A 20,328-nucleotide genomic window follows, 5' to 3' on the forward strand; every position below is an offset into this window, starting at 1 on the left:
GATGGAAATATGGAAATCATTTTACATAATGATCCACTTATGGCAGCGGTACTATCCTGGTTTTTAGCGCAGTTAACGAAAGTCATTTTTAAATTAGTAAAGACGGGAGAATTTGATTTTGCACAGTTTTTCGCTTCTGGCGGCATGCCAAGTTCTCATTCTTCAACTGTTACCGCACTGGCAACAGGTGTTGGAATGGTAGAAGGGGTAACGAGTACAGTGTTTGCTGTGGCCGTTATTTTTGCCATTATTGTCATGTATGATGCGTCAGGAGTAAGGCTTGCGGTAAGCAAACAGGCAAAGATTTTAAATGATTTTTTTCACGGTAGACAAACAGAATATAGGAAGTTAAATGAGCTAGTCGGACATACCCCTTATCAAGTTGTTGTTGGAGCTATTTTAGGAATTGTTGTTGGAATTGGATATTGTTTATAAGCAGAACGTGGATTTTTACATGTTCTGCTTTTATTTGTTTCATACATAATTGTTTACGAATCGGAATATCGTATACGGATTTAGAAAAGGTGGGTGAAGAGCGTGTTACTATATGAAAAAGTACGTGAGGAAGTTGAGCGAAAAGTTACTGCACTTCGGACGATGCAGCAACAAGACGGAACATGGCGATTTTGTTTTGAAGGCTCACCATTAACGGATTGTCATATAATTTTTTTACTCAAATTATTAGGCCAAGATAAAGAAATAGAGCCGTTTGTTGCAAGACTAGTATCTCTTCAAACAAATGAAGGGACTTGGAAATTATACGAAGATGAACCGGTTGGTAACTTGTCCAATACAATTTTGGCATATGCGGCTTTACTTGCCTCTAGAAAGTATACAAAAGAAGATATAAATATGAAACGAGCTGAAGCGTTTATTCGTGAACGGGGCGGTATTGCACGCTCCCACTTTATGACGAAGTTTTTACTAGCACTTCATGGGGGATATGAATATCCTTCGTTATTTCACTTTCCAACGCCAATTTTATTTTTACCCGAAAATTCTCCGCTCAGTATATTTGAGCTAAGTAGTTCTGCACGTATTCACCTCATTCCGATGATGATTTGTATGAACAAACGATTTACCGTATCAAAAGCAATACTTCCTAATTTAGATTATATTTCAGGAGGGAGTAAGAAGCAGTGGTTTCGTGAAGAACGCTCGCCGTTGTTCCAAACCTTGCTTGGAGATGTGAAAAAGTTTTTATCGTATCCCTTATCATTGCATTACAAAGGATACAAGGAAGCTGAACGTTTTATGATCGAACGGATTGATACAAATGGCACATTATACAGTTATGCTAGCGCCACATTTTATATGATTTATGCATTGCTTGCGCTAGGGCATAGAGTTCAGTCTCCATTTATCACTAAAGCAGTAGCGGGATTGAAGTCTTATGTATGGAACATGGAAACCGGAAGTCATTTGCAAAATTCACCGTCTACAGTATGGGATACAGCGTTGCTAAGCTATTCCTTACAAGAAGCGAATGTATCCCAGAATACTCATATGATTCAAACAGCAACAGAATATTTACTACAAAGGCAACAACATACAAAGAAAGATTGGAGTGCACATGCTCCGTCACTTGATGCTGGAGGCTGGGGGTTTTCAGATATTAATACGACAATCCCAGATATTGATGATACAACGGCTGCCCTAAGAGCATTGGCGCGGAGTCGAGAAGGAAATCAAAGAGTACAAGAAGCTTGGGGGAAAGGTATTGATTGGGTGAAGGGATTACAAAATATTGATGGGGGCTGGGCGGCTTTTGAAAGAGGTGTAACAAATCGTTTATTTTCTCAGTTACCTCTTGAAAACGCAGATGATATGATCACAGATCCATCTACGGCAGATCTTACAGGTAGAGTATTAGAGTTTTTTGGAACGTATGCTCCACATGAATTAAAAGGTGACCAAAAGAATCGAGCAATCAAATGGTTAATGAATGCACAGGAGAACAATGGGTCGTGGTATGGGAAATGGGGGATAAGTTATATATATGGTACTTGGGCCGCTCTTACAGGTTTACGGGCAATAGGAGTTTCTGCTACTCATCCTGCTTTACAAAAGGCAGCTGCATGGTTAGAGAGTACGCAGCATAGCGACGGGGGCTGGGGCGAGTCTTGCCGAAGTAGCATAGAAAAAAGGTTTGTTTCGTTACCGTTTAGTACCCCGTCACAAACAGCATGGGCGCTCGATGCACTTATTTCTTATTATGACGCAGAAACGCCAGTCATTCGAAAAGGAATTTCTTATTTACTCGAGCATTCTGCTGAGCATGAAGAATATCCCACAGGAACAGGCTTACCAGATGGATTTCATATTCGCTATCATAGTTATCCTCATATATATCCATTACTTACTTTTGCACACTATATAAAAAAATATAGAAAATAAACCGAGAAATTGTCTCGGTTTATTTTTGTGGGTAGTAGGTCCCAATTGAAAAGAATAAGGAACTAGGAGGTAGTACCTTATTTTTGTGTTGATTGGCGTTTTTGACGTGCATCGGCTGCATCTGCACGGGCATTTGCTTCTAAGTCATCGTGGTCAGCGAGTTCACGAGAAAACTCTACATCAATGCCATCAGAAACTTGTTTTCGATTTAGGTTCTTTTTGTTCATTCGACACAATCTCCTTGTGTGTTATGCTGTATTGCAACTTTAGTTTGACACAAATAGACTTTTTTATACAAAAAGGATTTAGAAAGGAAAAAGCCGAAATATATAGTATAAGTGATAGAAATGGGGGGAAAGTAATGGACTTTTTAAATGGGAGAACAGCTGTTGTAACAGGAGCTGCACAAGGGATAGGGAAAGAAATTGCTAGTACTTTCGCAAAATTAGGGGCAAAGGTATTAATCAGTGATGTAAATGAAGAGAAATTAAGAGAAACAACAAATGAATTAGTAGAACAAGGATATAAAGTAAGTTTGTATGCTTGTGATGTAAGTAATCAAAGTGAGGCGAAATCATTAATTGAATATGCAGTTCAAACATTTGGGGGATTACATATTTTGGTTAATAATGCTGGGGTTACAAGGGACGCGATGTTACACAAAATGGAGAAAGCGGCATGGGAACAAGTAATGCAAGTGAATTTAACAGGAGTATTTTATTGTATGCAACCAGCGTTACTTTATATGAGACAACAACAATATGGACGTATTATCAACATTTCTTCTATTAGCTGGCAAGGAAATATCGGTCAGGCGAATTATGCAGCAACGAAAGCTGGGGTCATCGGTTTAACAAAAACAGCAGCGAAGGAGGGAGGAGGATTTGGAATTACTTGCAATGCAATTTGCCCAGGAGTTATAGATACAAATATGACAAAAACAATACCAGATAAAGTGAAAGAGAAGATGGTTGGAGGAATTCCAGTGGGACGAATTGGAACACCGCAAGATATTGCAAATGCAGCTTCATTTTTAGCCTCAGATTACGCGTCTTATATTACAGGAGAAATTTTGCATGTTAGCGGTGGATTGCATGTGTAAAAGGTTGCATAATAAAGAAGGGCCTGACCAATTTTGGCCAGGCCCTTTCATTTAGTTCAAGTTCACCCAAACACTCTTTACTTCTGTATAGTTGTTTAATGCGTAGGATCCCATTTCACGACCAAGACCAGATTGTTTAAAGCCTCCAAATGGAGATGCTGCATCAAATACGTTATAACAGTTTACCCACACTGTGCCCGCGCGAACTTTACTTGCAATATAGTGCGCATTTTTTATATTTTCTGTCCATACACCAGCAGCTAAACCAAAGGATGATTTATTTGCACGTTCAATGACTTCATCAATATCATTAAATGGCAATGCGGAGATAACAGGACCGAAAATTTCTTCTTTCGCAATTGTCATTTCATCATTTACATCTGCGAATACTGTTGGGGCAACAAAATATCCCTTATCAAACGGTTTATTTCCCCCACAAAGTACTTCCGCACCTTCTTCAATTCCTTTTTCAATATATCCCATTACACGTTTTTGTTGTTCTTCAGAAACAAGAGGTCCAATTGTTGTTTGAGGATCTAGACCTGTACCTTGTGTTAATTTCTTAGAATAAAGAACAAGATCAGCCATGACATTATCATACATTTTCTTAGGGATAAATAAACGTGACCCAGCGCAGCATACTTGGCCTTGGTTAAACATAACACCAGAAAGCGCTGCTGGAATCGCTCGGGATAAATCAGCATCTGGCAAAATAATATTTGGTGATTTACCACCAAGTTCTAATGTGACTCGCTTCAATGTTTCGGATGCTTGTCTCATAATTTGTTTACCAACAGGAGTGGAACCTGTAAATGCGATTTTATCAACGAGAGGATGATTGACCAGAGCTTGTCCAGCTGTCTCACCGAATCCCGGTACGATGTTGACAACCCCTTTTGGGAATCCAGCCTCTTCAAATAATTCAGCTAAGTATAGAGCGGACAGAGGTGTTTGCTCCGCTGGCTTTAGTACAATGGTACATCCAGTTGCAAGAGCGGCACCCATCTTCCACATTGCCATAAGGAGCGGGAAGTTCCATGGAATAATTTGACCAACAACACCAACTGCTTCGTGGCGTGTGTAGTTAAAATATTCACCAGATACTGGGATTGTTTGCCCAACGATTTTTGTGGCCCAGCCAGCATAATAACGCATATGTTCAATTGCAAGCGGAATGTCTGCTGCTAATGTTTCACGAATTGGTTTTCCGTTGTCTAATGTTTCCAGTTGTGCTAGCTCTTCTTTATGCTCTTCCATTAAATCCGCAAGTTTGTACATAAGTCGGCTTCGTTCAGCGCCGCTCATACGTGACCAAGGCCCCTCGTCGAAAGCTTGCCTTGCAGCCATTACGGCTTTATGAATATCTTCGCGACCAGCTTCGGAAACAATCGCAAGTGTTTCGCCAGTGGCTGGATTAGGAGTTTTAAATGCCTTACCGGAAGCGCTTTCAATGAAAGTTCCATTCACATATAACTTTTTTGTTCCTTGAAGAAATTTCTCTACTTTTTCATGAAGATTTACAGCTAGTTGACTCATTGTATAACCCCCTTGAAAATATAATGTAAACGCAGTACGAGACGGCGTTTATTCCTATAGCAGGGTTGTAAGGAACTAGGTGAAAGACCTCTAATTTAAATCATAAATAACAAAGACTGAAAATTCAAATTTCATTTATGTTACAATTGTAAAAAATATGTAATAAATCATTAGCTTCTACATAATGATAAAAATTCCTGCACGTTTTTATTTTCTAGTAGGAAAAACTAGAAAAACAATGGTACAATTATACGTCGTGAGAGGAGGGAGAAAATGAAGAAGCATCATGATGACCCACGTTTTCGAATTGCCAATAGAGAAGCGTTAATCGGTCTTGGACTCGCTTTTATTAATTTCATAATATGGTATGGATTTGCTTATGGACTTGGTAGTAAGGATCCAAGTGAATATACATATGTATTAGGTTTTCCGGCGTGGTTTTTTTATAGTTGTATAGTTGGATTTATTGTAATGGTTATCCTTCTTATTTTAGTTGTACGTTTTGTATTTCAAGATATTTCACTCGAAGAGGAAGAAAAAAGTGAGGAATGATAGATGAATTGGTATGTAATAATTCCAATGATAATTTCTTTTATTGTTGTATTTTTAATTGGTGTATATGCGTCAAGACGTGTGAAAGCAACGGCTCATAATAAATTTTTACAAGAGTATTTTCTAGGTGGGCGTGAACTTGGCGGTCTTTTATTAGCTATGACAATGATTGCTACGTATGGTAGTGCAAGTAGCTTTATCGGGGGGCCTGGTATTGCATACAATATGGGGCTTGGTTGGGTGCTGTTATCAGCAATCCAGGTTGTAACTGGTTACATCGTTTTGACAGTCCTTGGTAAAAAATTCGCAATTATAGCAAGGAAAATGGAAGCAATCACGCTTATTGATTATTTGAAAGGAAGATATAATCATAAAGGAGTCGTTATTCTTTCGGCATTATGTATTATCATTTTCTTATTTTCTGCAACAGTTGCGCAGTGGGTTGGTGGCGGACGATTAATTGAATCGTTAACAGGTCTTTCGTATACAACGTCCTTATTTCTTTTTACATTTTCTGTACTTGTGTACGTTTTAATCGGTGGATTCCGTGCTGTCGCTTTATCAGATACATTACTAGGAATGATTATGTTAGTGGGGACAACAATCATTTTAATTGCAACGGTAATTGCTGGTGGCGGAATTGAAAAGATCATGCATGAACTCGTTCAAATCAATCCGAATTTAATTACGCCATTTGGAGCAGATGGTAGTTTAACGAAAACATATGTGACATCATTCTGGATTTTAATTGGTGTTGGAGTTGTTGGATTACCGCAAATTAGTGTGCGTGCTATGTCCTATAAAAACTCAAAGGCGATGCATCAAGCCTTAATCATTGGCACGATTGTTGTTGGTACAATTATGATTGGTATGCATTTAACAGGCGTATTTGCTCGTGTAGTACTTCCAGGTATAACTGTACCAGACAAAGTGATGCCGCTTCTTGCGATGAAAGTATTACCACCTTGGCTTGCTGGAATCTTTTTGGCTGCACCAATGGCAGCAATTATGTCCACTGTAAACTCATTATTACTACTTGTGAGTTCTTCGGTTATTAAGGACATATATGTAAACTACATAAATGAAAATGCTACAGACAAAGCTGTGAAGAAAGGAAGCCTATGGATTACTGGTATTGTTGGTTTACTTGTATATGCAGCGGCTATTAAACCGCCAGATTTCTTAATTTGGTTAAATTTATTCTCTTTTGGTGGCTTAGAGGCGGCTTTTATTTGGCCGATTGTTTTAGGGCTATATTGGAAGAGAGGAAATGCAATTGGTGCACTTGCATCCATTATTGTTGGAGTAGGCTCCTATATGATAGTTCATCTTTGGTTCCCAAATCCATTTCATATACATACCGTAGTCTTTCCAATTTGTTTTGCATGTATTGCTTATATAATGGGTAGTGTATTGACGGTGAAAAAAGAAGTGTAATAAAAAGGATAGAAAAAGGAAAAACAAAACCGTAGTTCTTCTAAAGAGGAGAACTACGGTTTTTTTATGATAAAATTGAGTTTTTCATTCTGCGTTCTTTTGTTTATTCATAAAGTAATAACAATTGATAAGATGGAGTTGAGGTCTATGAAAAAAGTACTGTTTTTAGGAGACCCAGGGATTGATGATTCGTTAGCGATTATGTATGGCTTGCTGCACCCTGAAATTGATATTGTAGGTGTGGTAACGGGATACGGGAATGTCACACAAGAAAAGGCAACAAGTAATGCAGCATATTTATTACAATTAGCTGGAAGAGAAGATATTCCGGTTATTAAAGGAGCGAAAATTCCTTTTTCGGGAGAAATTACAGCATATTATCCAGAAATTCATGGTACAGATGGATTGGGGCCAATTCGTCCCCCTAAAACCATTTCACCAAATATAAAATCTTTTTGTGAATTTTTTTCTATTCTTGAGAAATACAAAGGGGAACTGATTATTGTAGATGCTGGTAGATCAACAACATTAGCAACAGCTTTTATTTTAGAAAAACCACTTATGAAATATGTGAAAGAGTATTATATAATGGGAGGAGCTTTTTTAATACCAGGAAATGTTACACCTGTTGCAGAGGCAAATTTTCATGGTGACCCATTAGCCTCTGAATTAGTTATGCAAAATGCAAAAAATATTACATTAGTCCCTCTTAACGTAACATCTGGAGCAATCATAACACCTGAAACAGTGAAATATATCACAAAGAATTCAAAAACCAGTTTTAAAAAATTAATTGAACCGATTTTTACTTATTATTATAAAGCATATAAAAAATTAAATCCCAAAATAACTGGAAGTCCAGTGCACGATGTGGTGACGATGATGGCAGCAGCGAACCCATCGCTTTTAGAATATGTTTATCGCCGTGTTGACGTGGCTACAGGTGGAATTGCTAAAGGAGAAAGTGTTGCTGATTTCCGGCCGCAACCTGATGCAAAAGCTTTAAAAAATTGGGTGCGAATCGGATGGTCATTACATTACGAGAAGTTTCTTGACGATTTCGTGAAAATTATGACATAGACATAATAGGAGAATACAAGTTAAAATAATAGAGACGATTATTTAGACAATCGTCTCTATTATTTTGCTTGTAATGATATAAAATAGAGAAAAGATACACAATAGGAGAGGGAATTCACTTGAGAAAAGTTATAGTATGTGCAGGAATTGTGGGTATTTTCGTGTTGTTAATATCGGGTAACTTTTTAGTGAAAAAAGTGTGGGGTTCTAATAATGATGATGCGCAGTATGTAGCTTCATATGTTGAAGAGCATAAAGATGAAAAGAATAGTTCCATACTTATAAAAAGAAACGATAAAATTGTTTATTCTGTGAATCCAAATGTTGTATTACCAGTAGCGAGTACAATGAAATTAATTGTTGCGCTTGAATTTACGAAACAAGTTACAGAAGGGAAAATCGATCCTTCTAGTTTTGTCTCCATTGATGATGTGAATCGCTATTATGTCCCAAATACAGACGGTGGTGCGCAAGAGCGATGGCAAAAATATTTACAACGAAAAGGGAAAATAGATGAAAATGCAGTTTCTTTAGAAGAAGTTGCAAAGGGAATGATAAAATTTAGTTCAAATGCAAATACAGAGTATTTAATGGATCGACTTGGAATAGACAATATTAATCAAAATTTAAAAAGCTTATCACTTCCTTCTCATGAGCCGCTATTCCCAATTGTTTCATCATTATATATTCCTGGATATTTGCATAAGGAGTTACATGTTCCAAAATCTAAATTAGAGAAAGAACTAAGAGAAATGTCTCCGGAACAATATCGTCATTATGCCGTGGTTATCCATGAACGATTAAAAGAAAAAGGTCCATTATTACAAAAGGAAATTCCTCTTTATTTAGATGAAAAATATGACAAGATCTGGTCAGATAGGCTGCCAGCTGCTTCAGCAAATGATTATATGATCTTGCTTCAAAAGGCGAATCATAAAAAAAATTTTACAAAGGCTGAAGAGAAAGAATGGGCAAGTCTTGTTGAAACAGATATGAGTGCCCAGAAATATCACAAGGCATTTCGACATGCTGGACAGAAAAATGGTTATACACCATGGACGTTAGCGAAAGCAGTTTATGCTACCGATAAACATGGAAATTGTACAGAAATAGTCTTCTTAGCAAATCATGTAAATGAAGATGATAGTGCTGAACTACGTAAGCGCTTGTTGAATTTACATTTTCAGGTGTTACAAAGTGACAAATATGATGCAACTGTTATTAAATAAACCCGATGCGACATGCATCGGGTTTATTTTGTTGTACAAGCACCTTTTCGAAATTGCCGGGTATGATGATTAGTAATAACTAGGCGAGAGGGGGAAAAAGTGGTGAAAGGAAGTAAGGAAGAATTTATACAGAATGAGGGCGCTGATTTCCCTGGGAAAACCTATGCGGATTGTGTGCTGAAACATGTGTTTGAATTTCAACGAGATTATTTGTTACAAGATATGTTCATGGTTCACAGAGCTCATATTATTATGCTGATTGAACAAAGTGTATTGAAACCACAAGAAGCAAAGGAGATTTTAATGGCTGTTGAGGAAGTAGCACAAATTCCAAAGAGTCAACTGCTTTATACATCAAAGCATGAAGATCTCTTTTTTTTAATCGAACATTTAATTGTAAAAGAAGCGGATGATGATTTGGTAAGTAATATGCACATTGGCAGGAGCCGTAATGATATGGGAGTAACGATGTATCGGATGAGTTTACGCCGCTATTTATTACGTTTAATGGAGCACTTTATGTTATTAGAAGAAAGTATATTACAACTTGTTGATGATCATATGGAAACAATTATGCCTGCTTATACACATACGCAGCCTGCTCAGCCAACAACATTTGGTCATTATATGTTAGCCGTTTATGATGTGATGCAAAGAGATTTAGAGCGGATTTGGAAGACATATCATCTTGTGAATTGTTCACCAATGGGAGCGGCAGCTCTTTCTACGACAAGTTTTCCTATTAACAGACAGAGGGTCGCTACGTTACTTGGCTTCTCAAATGTTATTGAGAATTCATATGATGCGGTTGCAGGTGCAGATTATTTGTTGGAAGTTAGTTCGTTACTTATGGTGACAATGACAAATACGAGTAGATGGATTCATGATTTCTTACTATTCGCAACGAAAGAATACAACGGGATTACTGTTGCAAACCCGTACGTACAAATTAGTAGCATTATGCCGCAAAAGCGGAATCCTGTTTCGATTGAGCATGTTCGGGCGCTTACTAGTGGTGTACTTGGAGAAGCTTTCACTGTATTTCAAATGATTCATAATACACCATTTGGAGATATTGTGGATACAGAAGATGACTTGCAACCTTATTTGTATGAAGGCATCGAAAAAGCGATTCGTATATTTTGCATTATGAATGCAGTGATTCGAACGATGAAGGTAGAAGAGAAAGTTTTAAGAAATCGCTCGTTTAAACATGCAATTACGATAACGGATTTTGCAGATATATTAACAAAGAATTACCATGTTCCTTTCCGGCGTGCTCATCAGGCTGCAAGCGATATCGCAATGATGTCTTTAAAGCAGAAAAAAGAATTACACGAACTTAATTTCACAGAAATAAATATGTACTTACAAGAAAACTTTAAGGTGATGCTTTCAGAAAAAGAATGGAAGGACATAATATCACCAGAAGCGTTTGTTGAAAAACGAATTGTATATGGTGGGCCGAGTAAAACAGAAATGATGCGCATGATTCAAAAAAGGAGAGAGCTTTTTAAGAAAGAAGAAGTTAAATTCGAGAAGGAAAAAGAGCGGATCTCACAAGTTGAAAAAGAAGTAATGATGATAGTCTTAAATATTATTGAATCGTAAAAGAAGGATTTGATGAATCAATCGCCAATGTTCTATTTAAATATAAATAGAAGGAAGAGATTGTCGATGATTCAGCTACAGGTATATGAAGATATTTCTCATTTTAAGAAGGATGTTGCTCCAATTTTAGAAATGAATGAGCAAAAAAATAATTTATTATTAGGAGTGTTACAGTTCGCGGAAAGTCCGTTGTTTATGGCAGTAGCAAAGCAAAATGAAAAAATTGCTCTCATATTTCTTCAAACTGAGCAAAAACAAATGATTGTTGCTACATGCGAGGGGTCACAAGAGGTGATAAAGGAAATCGCGAAGCAATTAACAAAGGTGTATCCAGATATACCTGGATTAATTGGTGAAAAACGAATCGTGAAACAGTTAGCTGATGAAATTGCACAACTAGAACAAAAGAAACTCTCTATTGGTATGAATCAAGGGGTATATGAATTAAAACAAGTGAAGAAAAGATGGGATGAACATGGCGTTTTCCGTCAAGTAAATAGCGGCGAATTACCATTAATCGGAAAATGGATATACCAATTTTGTGAAGATGTTCATTTGCCAACTACGGAAGAAAAGGCAAACCAAACTGCAAGCACATTAGTAAGTACAAATCGATTGTTTGGATGGGAAGTAGACGGGAGATTAGTTTCGGTAGCCGCAATAACAAGACCTACTAAGAGTAATATTACAGTCAATTTTGTGTATACACCGAAAGAAGAACGTAAAAAAGGATATGCTTCTAATTGTGTAGCTGCCCTCAGTCAGCGTATGTTAAACCAAGGCTATAAAACAACTACGTTATATACGGACTTAGCAAATCCAACGTCGAATAAGATTTATCAAGAGATAGGCTATGAACCAATAATGGAATCTGTATTAATATTTTTAGAACCGATAAAGTGAAACTTTAATCAGTGGGGATTTTCTTCATCCCCCACTGATTATCAGCCCTCACCAATCGGGCTTTTACGGGCAGTTTATCCCCCGCCTAACTTCTTTGCTTTCGCTGAATTTTGAGGTGGGAGTATTACTGCCCGTTAATGCGGGGTAAAATAAAAAAGCTCGCTTATATGCGAGCTTTTTTCTATGAAACTATTTTTCATCGATACGAATCACGCCGCCTTGCTCAAAATCATTCGTTTCTAATAGATGAACAACGGCTTTAGCGACGTATTCAGGAGAAAGTAATTTTCCTTCTTCTTTTAAAGCAATAAAGCGATCTAAGTTTATAAAATCTTCTTTTTCTGTCTGACGAATTTGTTGTTGCATACTTGTGTCCACAACACCTGGGGCAAAGGAAATAGTTTTGACTGGATAATCTTTCCCTGCTTCTTCTGTAGAGACGCACTGTGTAAACATATTTACACCAGCTTTCGCTGTACAATAAGCACCCCATCCAAAGTATGGTTTTTGACCAGCACCTGAGGAAATATTTATAATACGTTTGTCTACTTTCAAATCTTTTGTATGTTTCATAAAAGAAGAGGTAAGAATCATTGGGGCAATTAAATTAATTTGCACATTTGCAATCAAAAGTTCACTCTCTGATTTTTCAATCGGTTTCATTGGAGCAAGTGTACCTGCATTATTAACCAAATGGATAGATGAGACTTTTTCTTTTTCGATGGACAAAAAGATTGTTTCAAAATGAGCTTCTAAATGGTGTACATCTTGGAGATCAATTGAGTGAAATGTGAAAGGAATACCTTTTTGTTTTGCTTTTTCAATGAGTGTTTCATTTTGCCTTCTAGAAATACAAATGAGCCTTGTGTTTTCCTCTAACAATTCTGTAGCGATTGCTTCGCCTAATCCTTGTGAAGTACCTGTTACAATAACATAGCGCATACTTTACGGAACTCCTCTCGTACATATATACATCAATTAAAAAACCGACATAAAACCCCTCTTTTTAAGTGGGAGAGAGCATCTGGCCATGCATAGAAGCGGTTAGGGCCTTTTTCTGCCACATGCGAAGTAAAAACAGAAAGAGCCAACGAGTGTAGGTTACTTTGTATTCTGCATAGCAGGAAGTTAGATGCCGAAAAATTAAAATGGATGTATATAGCATTTTTTAATAAATTGGTTTGGATGATTTGTCCATGTGTATAGTATAGAATATTTGTTTATGAAAATGGAATTATTACTGTCCATAACAGCCTGTTTTTTTACTTATTACGAACATTGGTGAGAATTTTTATTATGTTGGTGCCTCAAACCCTTTAAAATAAACAAAAAACTCCTCTTGTGAGGAGCGTTTTTGTTTATTTTAAAGAAAGTAATCGTTTGAATAAAATATTATTTTCAAGGTGCACGTGCTGAAATAAATCAGATTCAAAATCTTCTAGACGATTATAGACCATACGATATGTGCGGCATGCATGTCCTGGAGGAGTAAAATCATTTGTAATGATTCGTAATTCTTTTATAAGATCGCCAGCTTTATCATGCTCTTGTTCTAATTCTTCAAGTCTTTCAATTGCCAAAACTAAATTTTCTTCAGTCGGATTTTGCTCGTATGTTTTGATGAGTGGGAATACAAGAGTTTCTTCTTTCATTATATGTTGTTCAAGTTCTAATTTTAGTTCATGAAAAAGTCGATGAACGATACTTAAATGTGACTCTGTTTGACCATGTACGCGAAAAACCTTTGTTACATATGGACTAAGTTGTGGTAATTCTTCTTGAATAAAGCGATGATGTTTTTCAATAATATGATCAATTAGTGTAGAAAGATTAACTTCACTCCAGTTTGTAGATTCATTATTTTTCGATTTATATAAAGTGTACTGTTGGTTTAATATTTTTAAAAGTTCGTCAGATGAAATTTCTTTTGTTTGTGTTGCTACTTCAATTGTTTTGTCTCCTCCACAACAAAAATCAATGCGGTACTTTTTAAACAAGTCACTGGATTGTGGAAAAACAGTAACAATTTCACCTACAATAGATGTCTTAGTAAAAGGTATAGTCATATAAATCACTCCTCTGTTATTCGTATGTTTTAAGCATAATGGCTTAGGAAAGAGGGGGAAGTGATTATAATCACAAATATAATGGAGAATTCATGAATGTTTTGTCCATGATGGGAGAAATTTTTCAGCTTGGAAAGTAGTAGTGATCATCTTTCTTTTGAAAAACATATTGAATAAATTTGTTTGAATTTTCAGTAATTAATGAAAAAGGGTTGTAGGTACTCATGGTATAATAAATTAAGGCGGTGAGGAAATGAAGCATAAAATGGGGCTATATAACGAGCCTTTTCAATCTATTCAATCTGGAAAAAAAGTATTTGAAGTACGCTTATATGATAAGAAACGTCAGAATATACAAAAATACGATGAGATTGAATTTACAGATCTAACAACAAAAGAAACAATTTGCGTAAAGGTAACGGAGTTGAAATGCTATACAACATTTCAGTAGATGTATGAAGAGATTGATAAAGAGTTGCTGGGCTGCGAAAACTGGAGTTTAGAAGAGATGCTAGCAAGTACATATGAAATATACACAAAAGAACAAGAGCAAAAGTGGGGAACAATTGCTATTGGGATTGAAGTAATAGCATGATTCGAAATCGTGGTGCAGCTCTTATTATACAGGAGGAAAAGATTGCTCTTATAAAACGTATTCGAAACCATGAAGTGTACTTTGTATTTCCAGGTGGAGGAATTGAAGAAGATGAAACACCTGAAGAAGCAACGATACGTGAAGTTTACGAAGAACTAGGAGTGCATATTGAAATTGAAAGACTCGTTACAACGGATGAATATCATGGATTGCAGTTCTTCTACAAATCCCGTATTATGGACGGTGTTTTCGGTGGCGGTAAAGCAGAAGAATTTACGAAGACGGACAGGGGACAATACGTTCCGATATGGGTCCCAATGGAAGAGCTATTAAATTTGAATATAAAGCCCTATAAAGTGGTAGAATGTATCGTTCATTGTTACAAAAAAAGAGAGGTCTGACAACATACAATAAAAACCATTGACATAGCCTTCTGATTTGAGTATTGTATTCAGGTATGTGTTCAAAATCAGGAGGTTTTTATGAGTAATCAAACTACACATCATGTAAAAATGACAACAGCAGATCCATCTGGAATTGGTCTATTTGGATTAGCAATGGTAACACTTGTAGCATCAACACAAAAGTTAGGTTTAACAGATGGTGTTTCACTTGTATTGCCATGGGCAATCTTTTTAGGAGGATTTGCACAACTCTTTGCATGCATTCACGATGCAAAGCATAACAATACGTTCGGTACAACTGCTTTCGGTGCGTATGGCCTATTTTGGTTAGGTGTTGGAACGTCTTGGTTAATTCAACTTGGAGTATTTGGTGAAAAATTAGCACAATCTGCAGATCCAAAGCAACTTGGTGTAGCCTTTATTGGATACCTAATCTTTACGGTCTTCATGACAATTGGCGCAATGGAAACACATAAAGTATTATTTATGATTTTTGTCCTTATTGATTTCTTATTTATCGGTCTTTCATTAAGTACTTTAGGTGTTATGCCACATGCAATGCATAGTGTCGCAGCATACTCTGAATTGTGTATCTCACTATTATCTTTCTATGGTTCAGCAGCTGCAGTATTAAATACACATTTTGGAAAAGTTGTATTGCCAGTAGGGAAACCATTTGGTATTTTTAAAAAATAAGATAAAAAGCACGAATGATTCACCGAATCATTCGTGCTTTTTTTAATTGTGAAAGTAAGGATAACAAAAGTGTACGTAACCATCTTTATTTGTTAAGAGCTATAGCGGTTGGTCCAACTACTTTAGCGATTTTTTCTGAACTTGCTGGATTCCCATCGATGGTCACATGTACTTTTTGATTTTGGTTAGCAGTTACAACCCAAGCGTTCGGTAAATATCGAGATTGATGAGATAAGGTAGAAGGAATATTTAAAATATCTCCTAGTGCATATAATGTCGCGGATGAACCACCATCCATTGCCATCGCGTTTACTGCACCTTTTTCATAGAGAATGTCTTGGCAGTCTCTTAAAGAAGCCCCGATACTATGTGTCTGTCTTCCGTCTATGATGAAAAACATAATAGATCCATCCTTTTTCTGGGCCATAATACTTCGAGGACCATATCCCCATCCACCATCATTTGTAATCATTTTTTTTCCATTTACAATAAGTTGTGGCATGAACCCAGCTGCAGAAACAACATTTTTATTTAATAATTGTTCAGCAGAATAATCCCCTGTAACCATTTGACCGTATTTTGTCAGTCCAGTAATGAGAGTTGGAGTGTTGATATCCTTTGGTGTATTGATGACTTGACCATTTTCAATAACAATACCAATACCGGTTTTACCACCACCATGACCGGTTTCATCCCAAAAGCCACTTGCATTTACAGCAGCTAACGCATGGTTACGCTTAGCCATTACATAAATTTTCTCACCCACATCTTTTCCTTGTGAACCTTTTTGTGTTACAAGTTTTACGTTTAATGGATTGCTAATTGTCATCAATTTTCCTTCAAAATAATGATCGCTATATTTCTTTTTAATTGTTTCAATTGAGACATTAAGCGGTAAATGCTTTCTCCTTTCCAACTCTTGTTTTGAAAGTTTTAAGGAATTGGAAAACGCACTATTTTCCCATTTTGGATTTGTAATGGATTGCGAAATATCGTTTAACTCTTTATCGGACAACAATGTGATTTTTGCATACTGCGGATGTTGTGAAGTTAAAATACTTTCAGCAGCAATTACACGTAATTTATGTCCGTATGAAGTGCCAAATAAAATGACAGCACCTATTACTAACAACAACAATATTAAAATGGAGGATACTTTAAAAAATTTAATAAAATATTTCTTCATCGTAAAGACTCCTCATTATTTAAATTTGAATAAAAGTCGAAATATGCATTTTTATGAATATAAAGTGCTGATTATACAATACGTGGATATAGATGATTTGACAAGAGATGAATATGAATGTGGAAGTACCAATTATAATATAAATGGTCAGATAGATGGGGAGATTATGTTAGCTACTATATATACATCAAAACCCCTTTTTTTAGGTGGGAGAGAGCATCTGGCCATGCATAGAAGCGGTTAGGGCCTTTTTCTGCCACATACGAAGTGAAAATAGATTTTAACTGGATTCAAAAAAGACTCCAAGATTTACTAGTAATAGTAAGGGGATTTATGGGGTAGGAAACGAAGGGATTTTGATCATTTTAACCGAGAAGACCCTTTCCTCTAAACGAAGTGAAGGTGGGAGTAGTTCAATCGTAGTATGGATTGTGGTGAAAACTGGACGATTCAACGTTCTCCAACAAAGGAAACAAACTGGAATTAGCACAGTTTGTCGTGTGTTTCTATTAGAGGACATGGCTAGTGAATTGTTAATCAGGAGAATCAAAAATGATGCAGTGGAAAAAATATTGTGGAAAATAAAATTAGCTTTACTTTTATTATAGTGATGTGATATAGTAATTATAAACCATTTTACTTTTAATAATATAGAGATTTAAATGAGCTGTAACTTCAGAGGAGGATAGCAATGTTAAATCTCCTTTGTGGTTACAGTTTTTTACTGTCCTCATTATTGTTGTAAAGTGGTTGAAAATGAATATGTACATATAGGTACATTGTAGGAGGATTTTTTCATGCAAAACGGTAAAGTAAAATGGTTTAACTCAGAAAAAGGTTTCGGATTCATCGAAGTTGAAGGCGGAGAAGACGTATTCGTTCATTTCTCAGCTATCCAAGGCGAAGGATTCAAAACTTTAGAAGAAGGTCAAGAAGTTACTTTCGAAGTAGAACAAGGTAACCGCGGACCACAAGCTACTAACGTAGTTAAGAAGTAATTGAACTAAAAAGAGAAGGGTTGCCCTTCTCTTTTTTTTGCATTTTTTATTAGATATGATTTATCTAGCTCGTTGCGTGTTGATGTGTATAGATATCTGAATATTCATTCTTGTTAACTCGCAAAACAAAATATAGAAAAAACATTTTCTATATTTTGTTTTGTGAGTTTGCCTAGTGGGAACTATATAATTACAAATATCATCAGTTAAGGAAGAGGTATGCGACTTGAACGAACCTAAGTATTATATTGTATTGGATGTGGAAAGAAACTTTCGGCCATATAAATCGCATGATCCATCAGAAGTAGTTGATATTGGGGCTATTAAAATGGAAGCGGGCACAATGCGTATGAAGGGACAATTTTCTGCCCTTGTGAAACCAAGCGCACCCCTAACGCGTCATACAACAAAATTAACAGGAATTACAAAGCGGGATTTAATCGGAATGGAAAGTTTTCCACAAGTTATGGAGCGTTTTACTCATTTTATTGGAGAGGACTACATGTTTATTTCATGGGGAAAAGAAGATTATCGATTTCTTTCGCAAGATTGTGAACTTCATGGTATAGAATGTCCGTGCTTTGAGAAAAAAAGAAGATTTGATTTGCAAAAATTTGTATTTCAAGCATATGAAGAATTGTTTATACATACACCGAGTTTAAAGTTTGCAGTGGAACAATTTAACTTGGAGTGGAAAGGAACGCAGCATCGTGCTTTTGCAGATGCTGAAAATACCGCAAATATATTTCTCAAAGTATGTAAGGAAAAGGATATGTATAAACGCTATAAGAGACACGGAGAACTTATACTTGTAAAGAACGGTCAATTAACAGAAAAAGCGAAAAAGAAGATGAGAAAATGGGTATTTAAAGAATTGAAGAAAAATAAACAACGTCCATTTACTTGGGGTGTATTTCAAAATAGTGATACGTGGGAAAATATTTCCGAAAGATTTTATATTGATACTCGTACATTATTGTTGTTACAGAAATACTTCACTACAGCAGTGAAGAAAGGTGAGTGGCAATTAAAAGTGCTAGCTGAAATGGAGAAACAAGAGGAGAAAAGGTAGTTGAAAGTATAGTGGGACTGATTCGTAATAAAATGATTTGGGTAAAATTCAGATTTTTCTAATTTGTTTATTCTGTTGATAAATGTTACACTAATATATATAGTTACAAAACTAGTATTTGGATTCCATTTACATTTTATCTTGCATGAACGGGCAGTAAGATCCCACCTGAAAATTTAACGAGTGGGGATTAACTGCCTGTAAAAGCCGATGGGGTAGGGCCAATAATCAGTGGAGATAAAGAAAATCCTACTGATTAAAGTTTCACTTTATTATGTCTTGAAATTACGAAACTATTTCATTTTCAGGAGGTAACAAAGCATGAAAACATTAGAGAAAGTAGCGCTTATCGGAACTATTGCATTAGGAGGAATCACATCAGTAGGTCTTTTGGAAACACCAAAACAAGTATCTGCAGCAACAAAAACGGTAAAACCTATTCAATATGCACCACCTGTAGTAGATGGTTGGAGATGGGAAACTTTTTTTGAAATACATCATAATGCAGACTATCTACAGGAACTGGCAGTAGGTAATTTGAAGCATGGTGATTCATTTGACGTAAACGTTCAAACTGGGGGAAAAGATACTGGTATTGTTAAGATATATCGTATAAATGAAAACGGTGCATTGCAAAGATATAAAACAATTTATGATTCTCACACAGAACATCATTATAATGGTAGATTTATAACAAAGATAACTCCTGTATACAAACCAGGTAAATATGTAGCTATAATGAAACTTGGAGATCAGTATTACTATGGCGGGGCGTTCAACATCTCAAAATAGTTTTTATTTATAAAGGAACTTTAGTCAATCTCTGTATCAAAAGTATAGGGGTTGGCTTTTTTGTGCGCGAGAGGATAGTTTCGTATACGGGAACATATAGAGGATGTTCATACTTTCTTGAGTATCAAAATAAAAGGCGATATTCTCTTTTAGATTTATGATATATTTTTTGTTTACAGATTCTTTGATTTCTTTATTTATAGTGCTTGAATGTATACTTTTTTTGTGTGTTTTGAGGATATTAAAGGATTTTGGTTGAGGTCAATGATTATGAGAGATTGAAAGTAAACTAATAATAAAAAGTTTACTTTCATTTTTTCTTGAAAATATTTTTTTGAAGGGTACGAGATATATTTTAATGAAAAAGCTGAAAATTAAAATATTTTAAATGTATAATAAAGTACGGAAGGTATTGAAGAAATAAATAGAGAAGAGGGAATATTGAATGACTAGTTTAAAAAATGTTCTTGAGCTTGATTTTGCATATCTTGAAACCTTTACTAGCCGAATAGAGAAATCATGGGGTTCTATATTTTGTAATGAAAATAACCCATATTATTATGATGCAAATCATGCACATGTAAGTGTAGTAAGTTTAAATCCACAAGTGATAGTAGATGAAGTAGTCCATTTCTATAAGACTAAAAATATAGTACCTAGATTTTATATATA

General features: G+C 35.9%; 19 protein-coding genes and 2 pseudogenes. 16 read left to right on the forward strand and 5 right to left on the reverse strand.

Annotated features, from left to right (window positions below; all coding sequences use genetic code 11):
* Positions 1 to 9: 9 nt before the first annotated feature.
* Together COO03_RS12400 and COO03_RS12405 are read left to right on the forward strand one after the other, a co-directional pair.
* On the forward strand, positions 10 to 435 hold the full coding sequence (locus COO03_RS12400) for a divergent PAP2 family protein (RefSeq protein WP_097897484.1): 426 nt from the start codon (positions 10 to 12) through the stop codon (positions 433 to 435).
* 102 nt (positions 436 to 537) lie between these two features.
* Positions 538 to 2,397, forward strand: coding sequence for a terpene cyclase/mutase family protein (locus COO03_RS12405; RefSeq protein ID WP_097897485.1), 1,860 nt, complete (start codon positions 538 to 540; stop codon positions 2,395 to 2,397).
* Positions 2,398 to 2,474: 77 nt separating this feature from the next.
* On the opposite strand, the gene COO03_RS12410 is transcribed toward COO03_RS12405, so the two are convergent.
* On the reverse strand, positions 2,475 to 2,624 hold the full coding sequence (locus COO03_RS12410) for a YfhD family protein (protein ID WP_141523215.1): 150 nt from the start codon (positions 2,622 to 2,624) through the stop codon (positions 2,475 to 2,477).
* 134 nt (positions 2,625 to 2,758) lie between these two features.
* On the opposite strand from COO03_RS12410, the gene fabG reads away from it, so the two are divergent.
* A complete protein-coding gene (fabG, locus tag COO03_RS12415) occupies positions 2,759 to 3,499 on the forward strand; it encodes a 3-oxoacyl-ACP reductase FabG (RefSeq protein ID WP_097897486.1) in 741 nt (246 codons plus the stop codon).
* Between the two features lie 51 nt (positions 3,500 to 3,550).
* Here fabG and COO03_RS12420 read toward each other — a convergent pair whose 3' ends face one another.
* Positions 3,551 to 5,035 carry an aldehyde dehydrogenase family protein gene (locus COO03_RS12420; protein WP_097897487.1) on the reverse strand — a complete coding sequence of 495 codons (1,485 nt, stop codon included), beginning with the start codon at positions 5,033 to 5,035 and terminating at the stop codon, positions 3,551 to 3,553.
* 273 nt (positions 5,036 to 5,308) lie between these two features.
* Here COO03_RS12420 and COO03_RS12425 point away from each other — a divergent pair, with 273 nt between their 5' ends.
* The 6 genes from COO03_RS12425 (at position 5,309) to COO03_RS12450 (ending at position 11,847) form a co-directional block, all read left to right on the forward strand.
* On the forward strand, positions 5,309 to 5,587 hold the full coding sequence (locus COO03_RS12425) for a YhdT family protein (RefSeq protein WP_097897488.1): 279 nt from the start codon (positions 5,309 to 5,311) through the stop codon (positions 5,585 to 5,587).
* A 3-nt stretch (positions 5,588 to 5,590) separates the two neighbouring features.
* Positions 5,591 to 7,024, forward strand: a complete 1,434-nt coding sequence (gene panF, locus COO03_RS12430; RefSeq protein WP_097897489.1) for a sodium/pantothenate symporter — start codon at positions 5,591 to 5,593, stop codon at positions 7,022 to 7,024.
* Between the two features lie 132 nt (positions 7,025 to 7,156).
* Positions 7,157 to 8,104 (forward strand): nucleoside hydrolase, encoded by a 948-nt coding sequence (locus tag COO03_RS12435; RefSeq protein ID WP_097897503.1) that lies wholly within the window; start codon positions 7,157 to 7,159, stop codon positions 8,102 to 8,104.
* 119 nt (positions 8,105 to 8,223) lie between these two features.
* A complete protein-coding gene (locus tag COO03_RS12440; RefSeq protein WP_097897490.1) occupies positions 8,224 to 9,333 on the forward strand; it encodes a serine hydrolase in 1,110 nt (369 codons plus the stop codon).
* Between the two features lie 102 nt (positions 9,334 to 9,435).
* The gene (gene argH / locus COO03_RS12445) at positions 9,436 to 10,944 is read left to right on the forward strand and encodes an argininosuccinate lyase (RefSeq protein ID WP_097897491.1); all 1,509 of its coding nucleotides are present in this window, start codon (positions 9,436 to 9,438) and stop codon (positions 10,942 to 10,944) included.
* 66 nt (positions 10,945 to 11,010) lie between these two features.
* On the forward strand, positions 11,011 to 11,847 hold the full coding sequence (locus COO03_RS12450) for a GNAT family N-acetyltransferase (RefSeq protein WP_097897492.1): 837 nt from the start codon (positions 11,011 to 11,013) through the stop codon (positions 11,845 to 11,847).
* Positions 11,848 to 12,036: 189 nt separating this feature from the next.
* On the opposite strand, the gene COO03_RS12460 is transcribed toward COO03_RS12450, so the two are convergent.
* Entirely contained in the window at positions 12,037 to 12,789 is a 753-nt protein-coding gene (locus COO03_RS12460) for a (S)-benzoin forming benzil reductase (RefSeq protein WP_097897493.1), read from the reverse strand.
* A gap of 416 nt (positions 12,790 to 13,205) precedes the next feature.
* The gene (gene ric, locus COO03_RS12465; RefSeq protein WP_097897494.1) at positions 13,206 to 13,913 is read right to left on the reverse strand and encodes an iron-sulfur cluster repair di-iron protein; all 708 of its coding nucleotides are present in this window, start codon (positions 13,911 to 13,913) and stop codon (positions 13,206 to 13,208) included.
* Positions 13,914 to 14,166: 253 nt separating this feature from the next.
* Between ric and COO03_RS12470 the strand changes: the two are divergent.
* From COO03_RS12470 to COO03_RS12480, 3 genes and pseudogenes are all read left to right on the forward strand, one after another.
* A pseudogene (locus COO03_RS12470) lies at positions 14,167 to 14,508 on the forward strand (ASCH domain-containing protein).
* Positions 14,505 to 14,909, forward strand: a complete 405-nt coding sequence (locus COO03_RS12475; RefSeq protein WP_097897495.1) for an NUDIX hydrolase — start codon at positions 14,505 to 14,507, stop codon at positions 14,907 to 14,909. Before COO03_RS12470 ends, COO03_RS12475 begins: the two are co-directional and overlap by 4 nt.
* 81 nt (positions 14,910 to 14,990) lie before the next feature.
* Positions 14,991 to 15,608: an acetate uptake transporter gene (locus tag COO03_RS12480; protein WP_097897496.1), complete on the forward strand. Its 618-nt coding sequence runs from the start codon at positions 14,991 to 14,993 to the stop codon at positions 15,606 to 15,608.
* Between the two features lie 85 nt (positions 15,609 to 15,693).
* Here the strand turns inward: COO03_RS12480 and COO03_RS12485 are convergent, their stop codons facing one another.
* Positions 15,694 to 16,794, reverse strand: coding sequence for a phosphodiester glycosidase family protein (locus COO03_RS12485; RefSeq protein ID WP_097897497.1), 1,101 nt, complete (start codon positions 16,792 to 16,794; stop codon positions 15,694 to 15,696).
* Between the two features lie 797 nt (positions 16,795 to 17,591).
* On the opposite strand from COO03_RS12485, the gene cspB reads away from it, so the two are divergent.
* The 4 genes and pseudogenes from cspB to COO03_RS12515 all read left to right on the forward strand — a co-directional run.
* Entirely contained in the window at positions 17,592 to 17,792 is a 201-nt protein-coding gene (gene cspB, locus COO03_RS12500) for a cold shock-like protein CspB (protein WP_003198964.1), read from the forward strand.
* A gap of 226 nt (positions 17,793 to 18,018) precedes the next feature.
* On the forward strand, positions 18,019 to 18,864 hold the full coding sequence (locus tag COO03_RS12505) for an exonuclease (RefSeq protein WP_097897500.1): 846 nt from the start codon (positions 18,019 to 18,021) through the stop codon (positions 18,862 to 18,864).
* A gap of 321 nt (positions 18,865 to 19,185) precedes the next feature.
* Positions 19,186 to 19,656, forward strand: coding sequence for a DUF5065 family protein (locus tag COO03_RS12510; RefSeq protein ID WP_097897501.1), 471 nt, complete (start codon positions 19,186 to 19,188; stop codon positions 19,654 to 19,656).
* A gap of 445 nt (positions 19,657 to 20,101) precedes the next feature.
* Positions 20,102 to 20,328, forward strand: a pseudogene (locus COO03_RS12515) (GNAT family N-acetyltransferase); the annotation flags it as partial.

Origin of the sequence: Bacillus sp. AFS098217 (assembly GCF_002551815.1) — a bacterium.
Taxonomy (GTDB): domain Bacteria; phylum Bacillota; class Bacilli; order Bacillales; family Bacillaceae_G; genus Bacillus_A.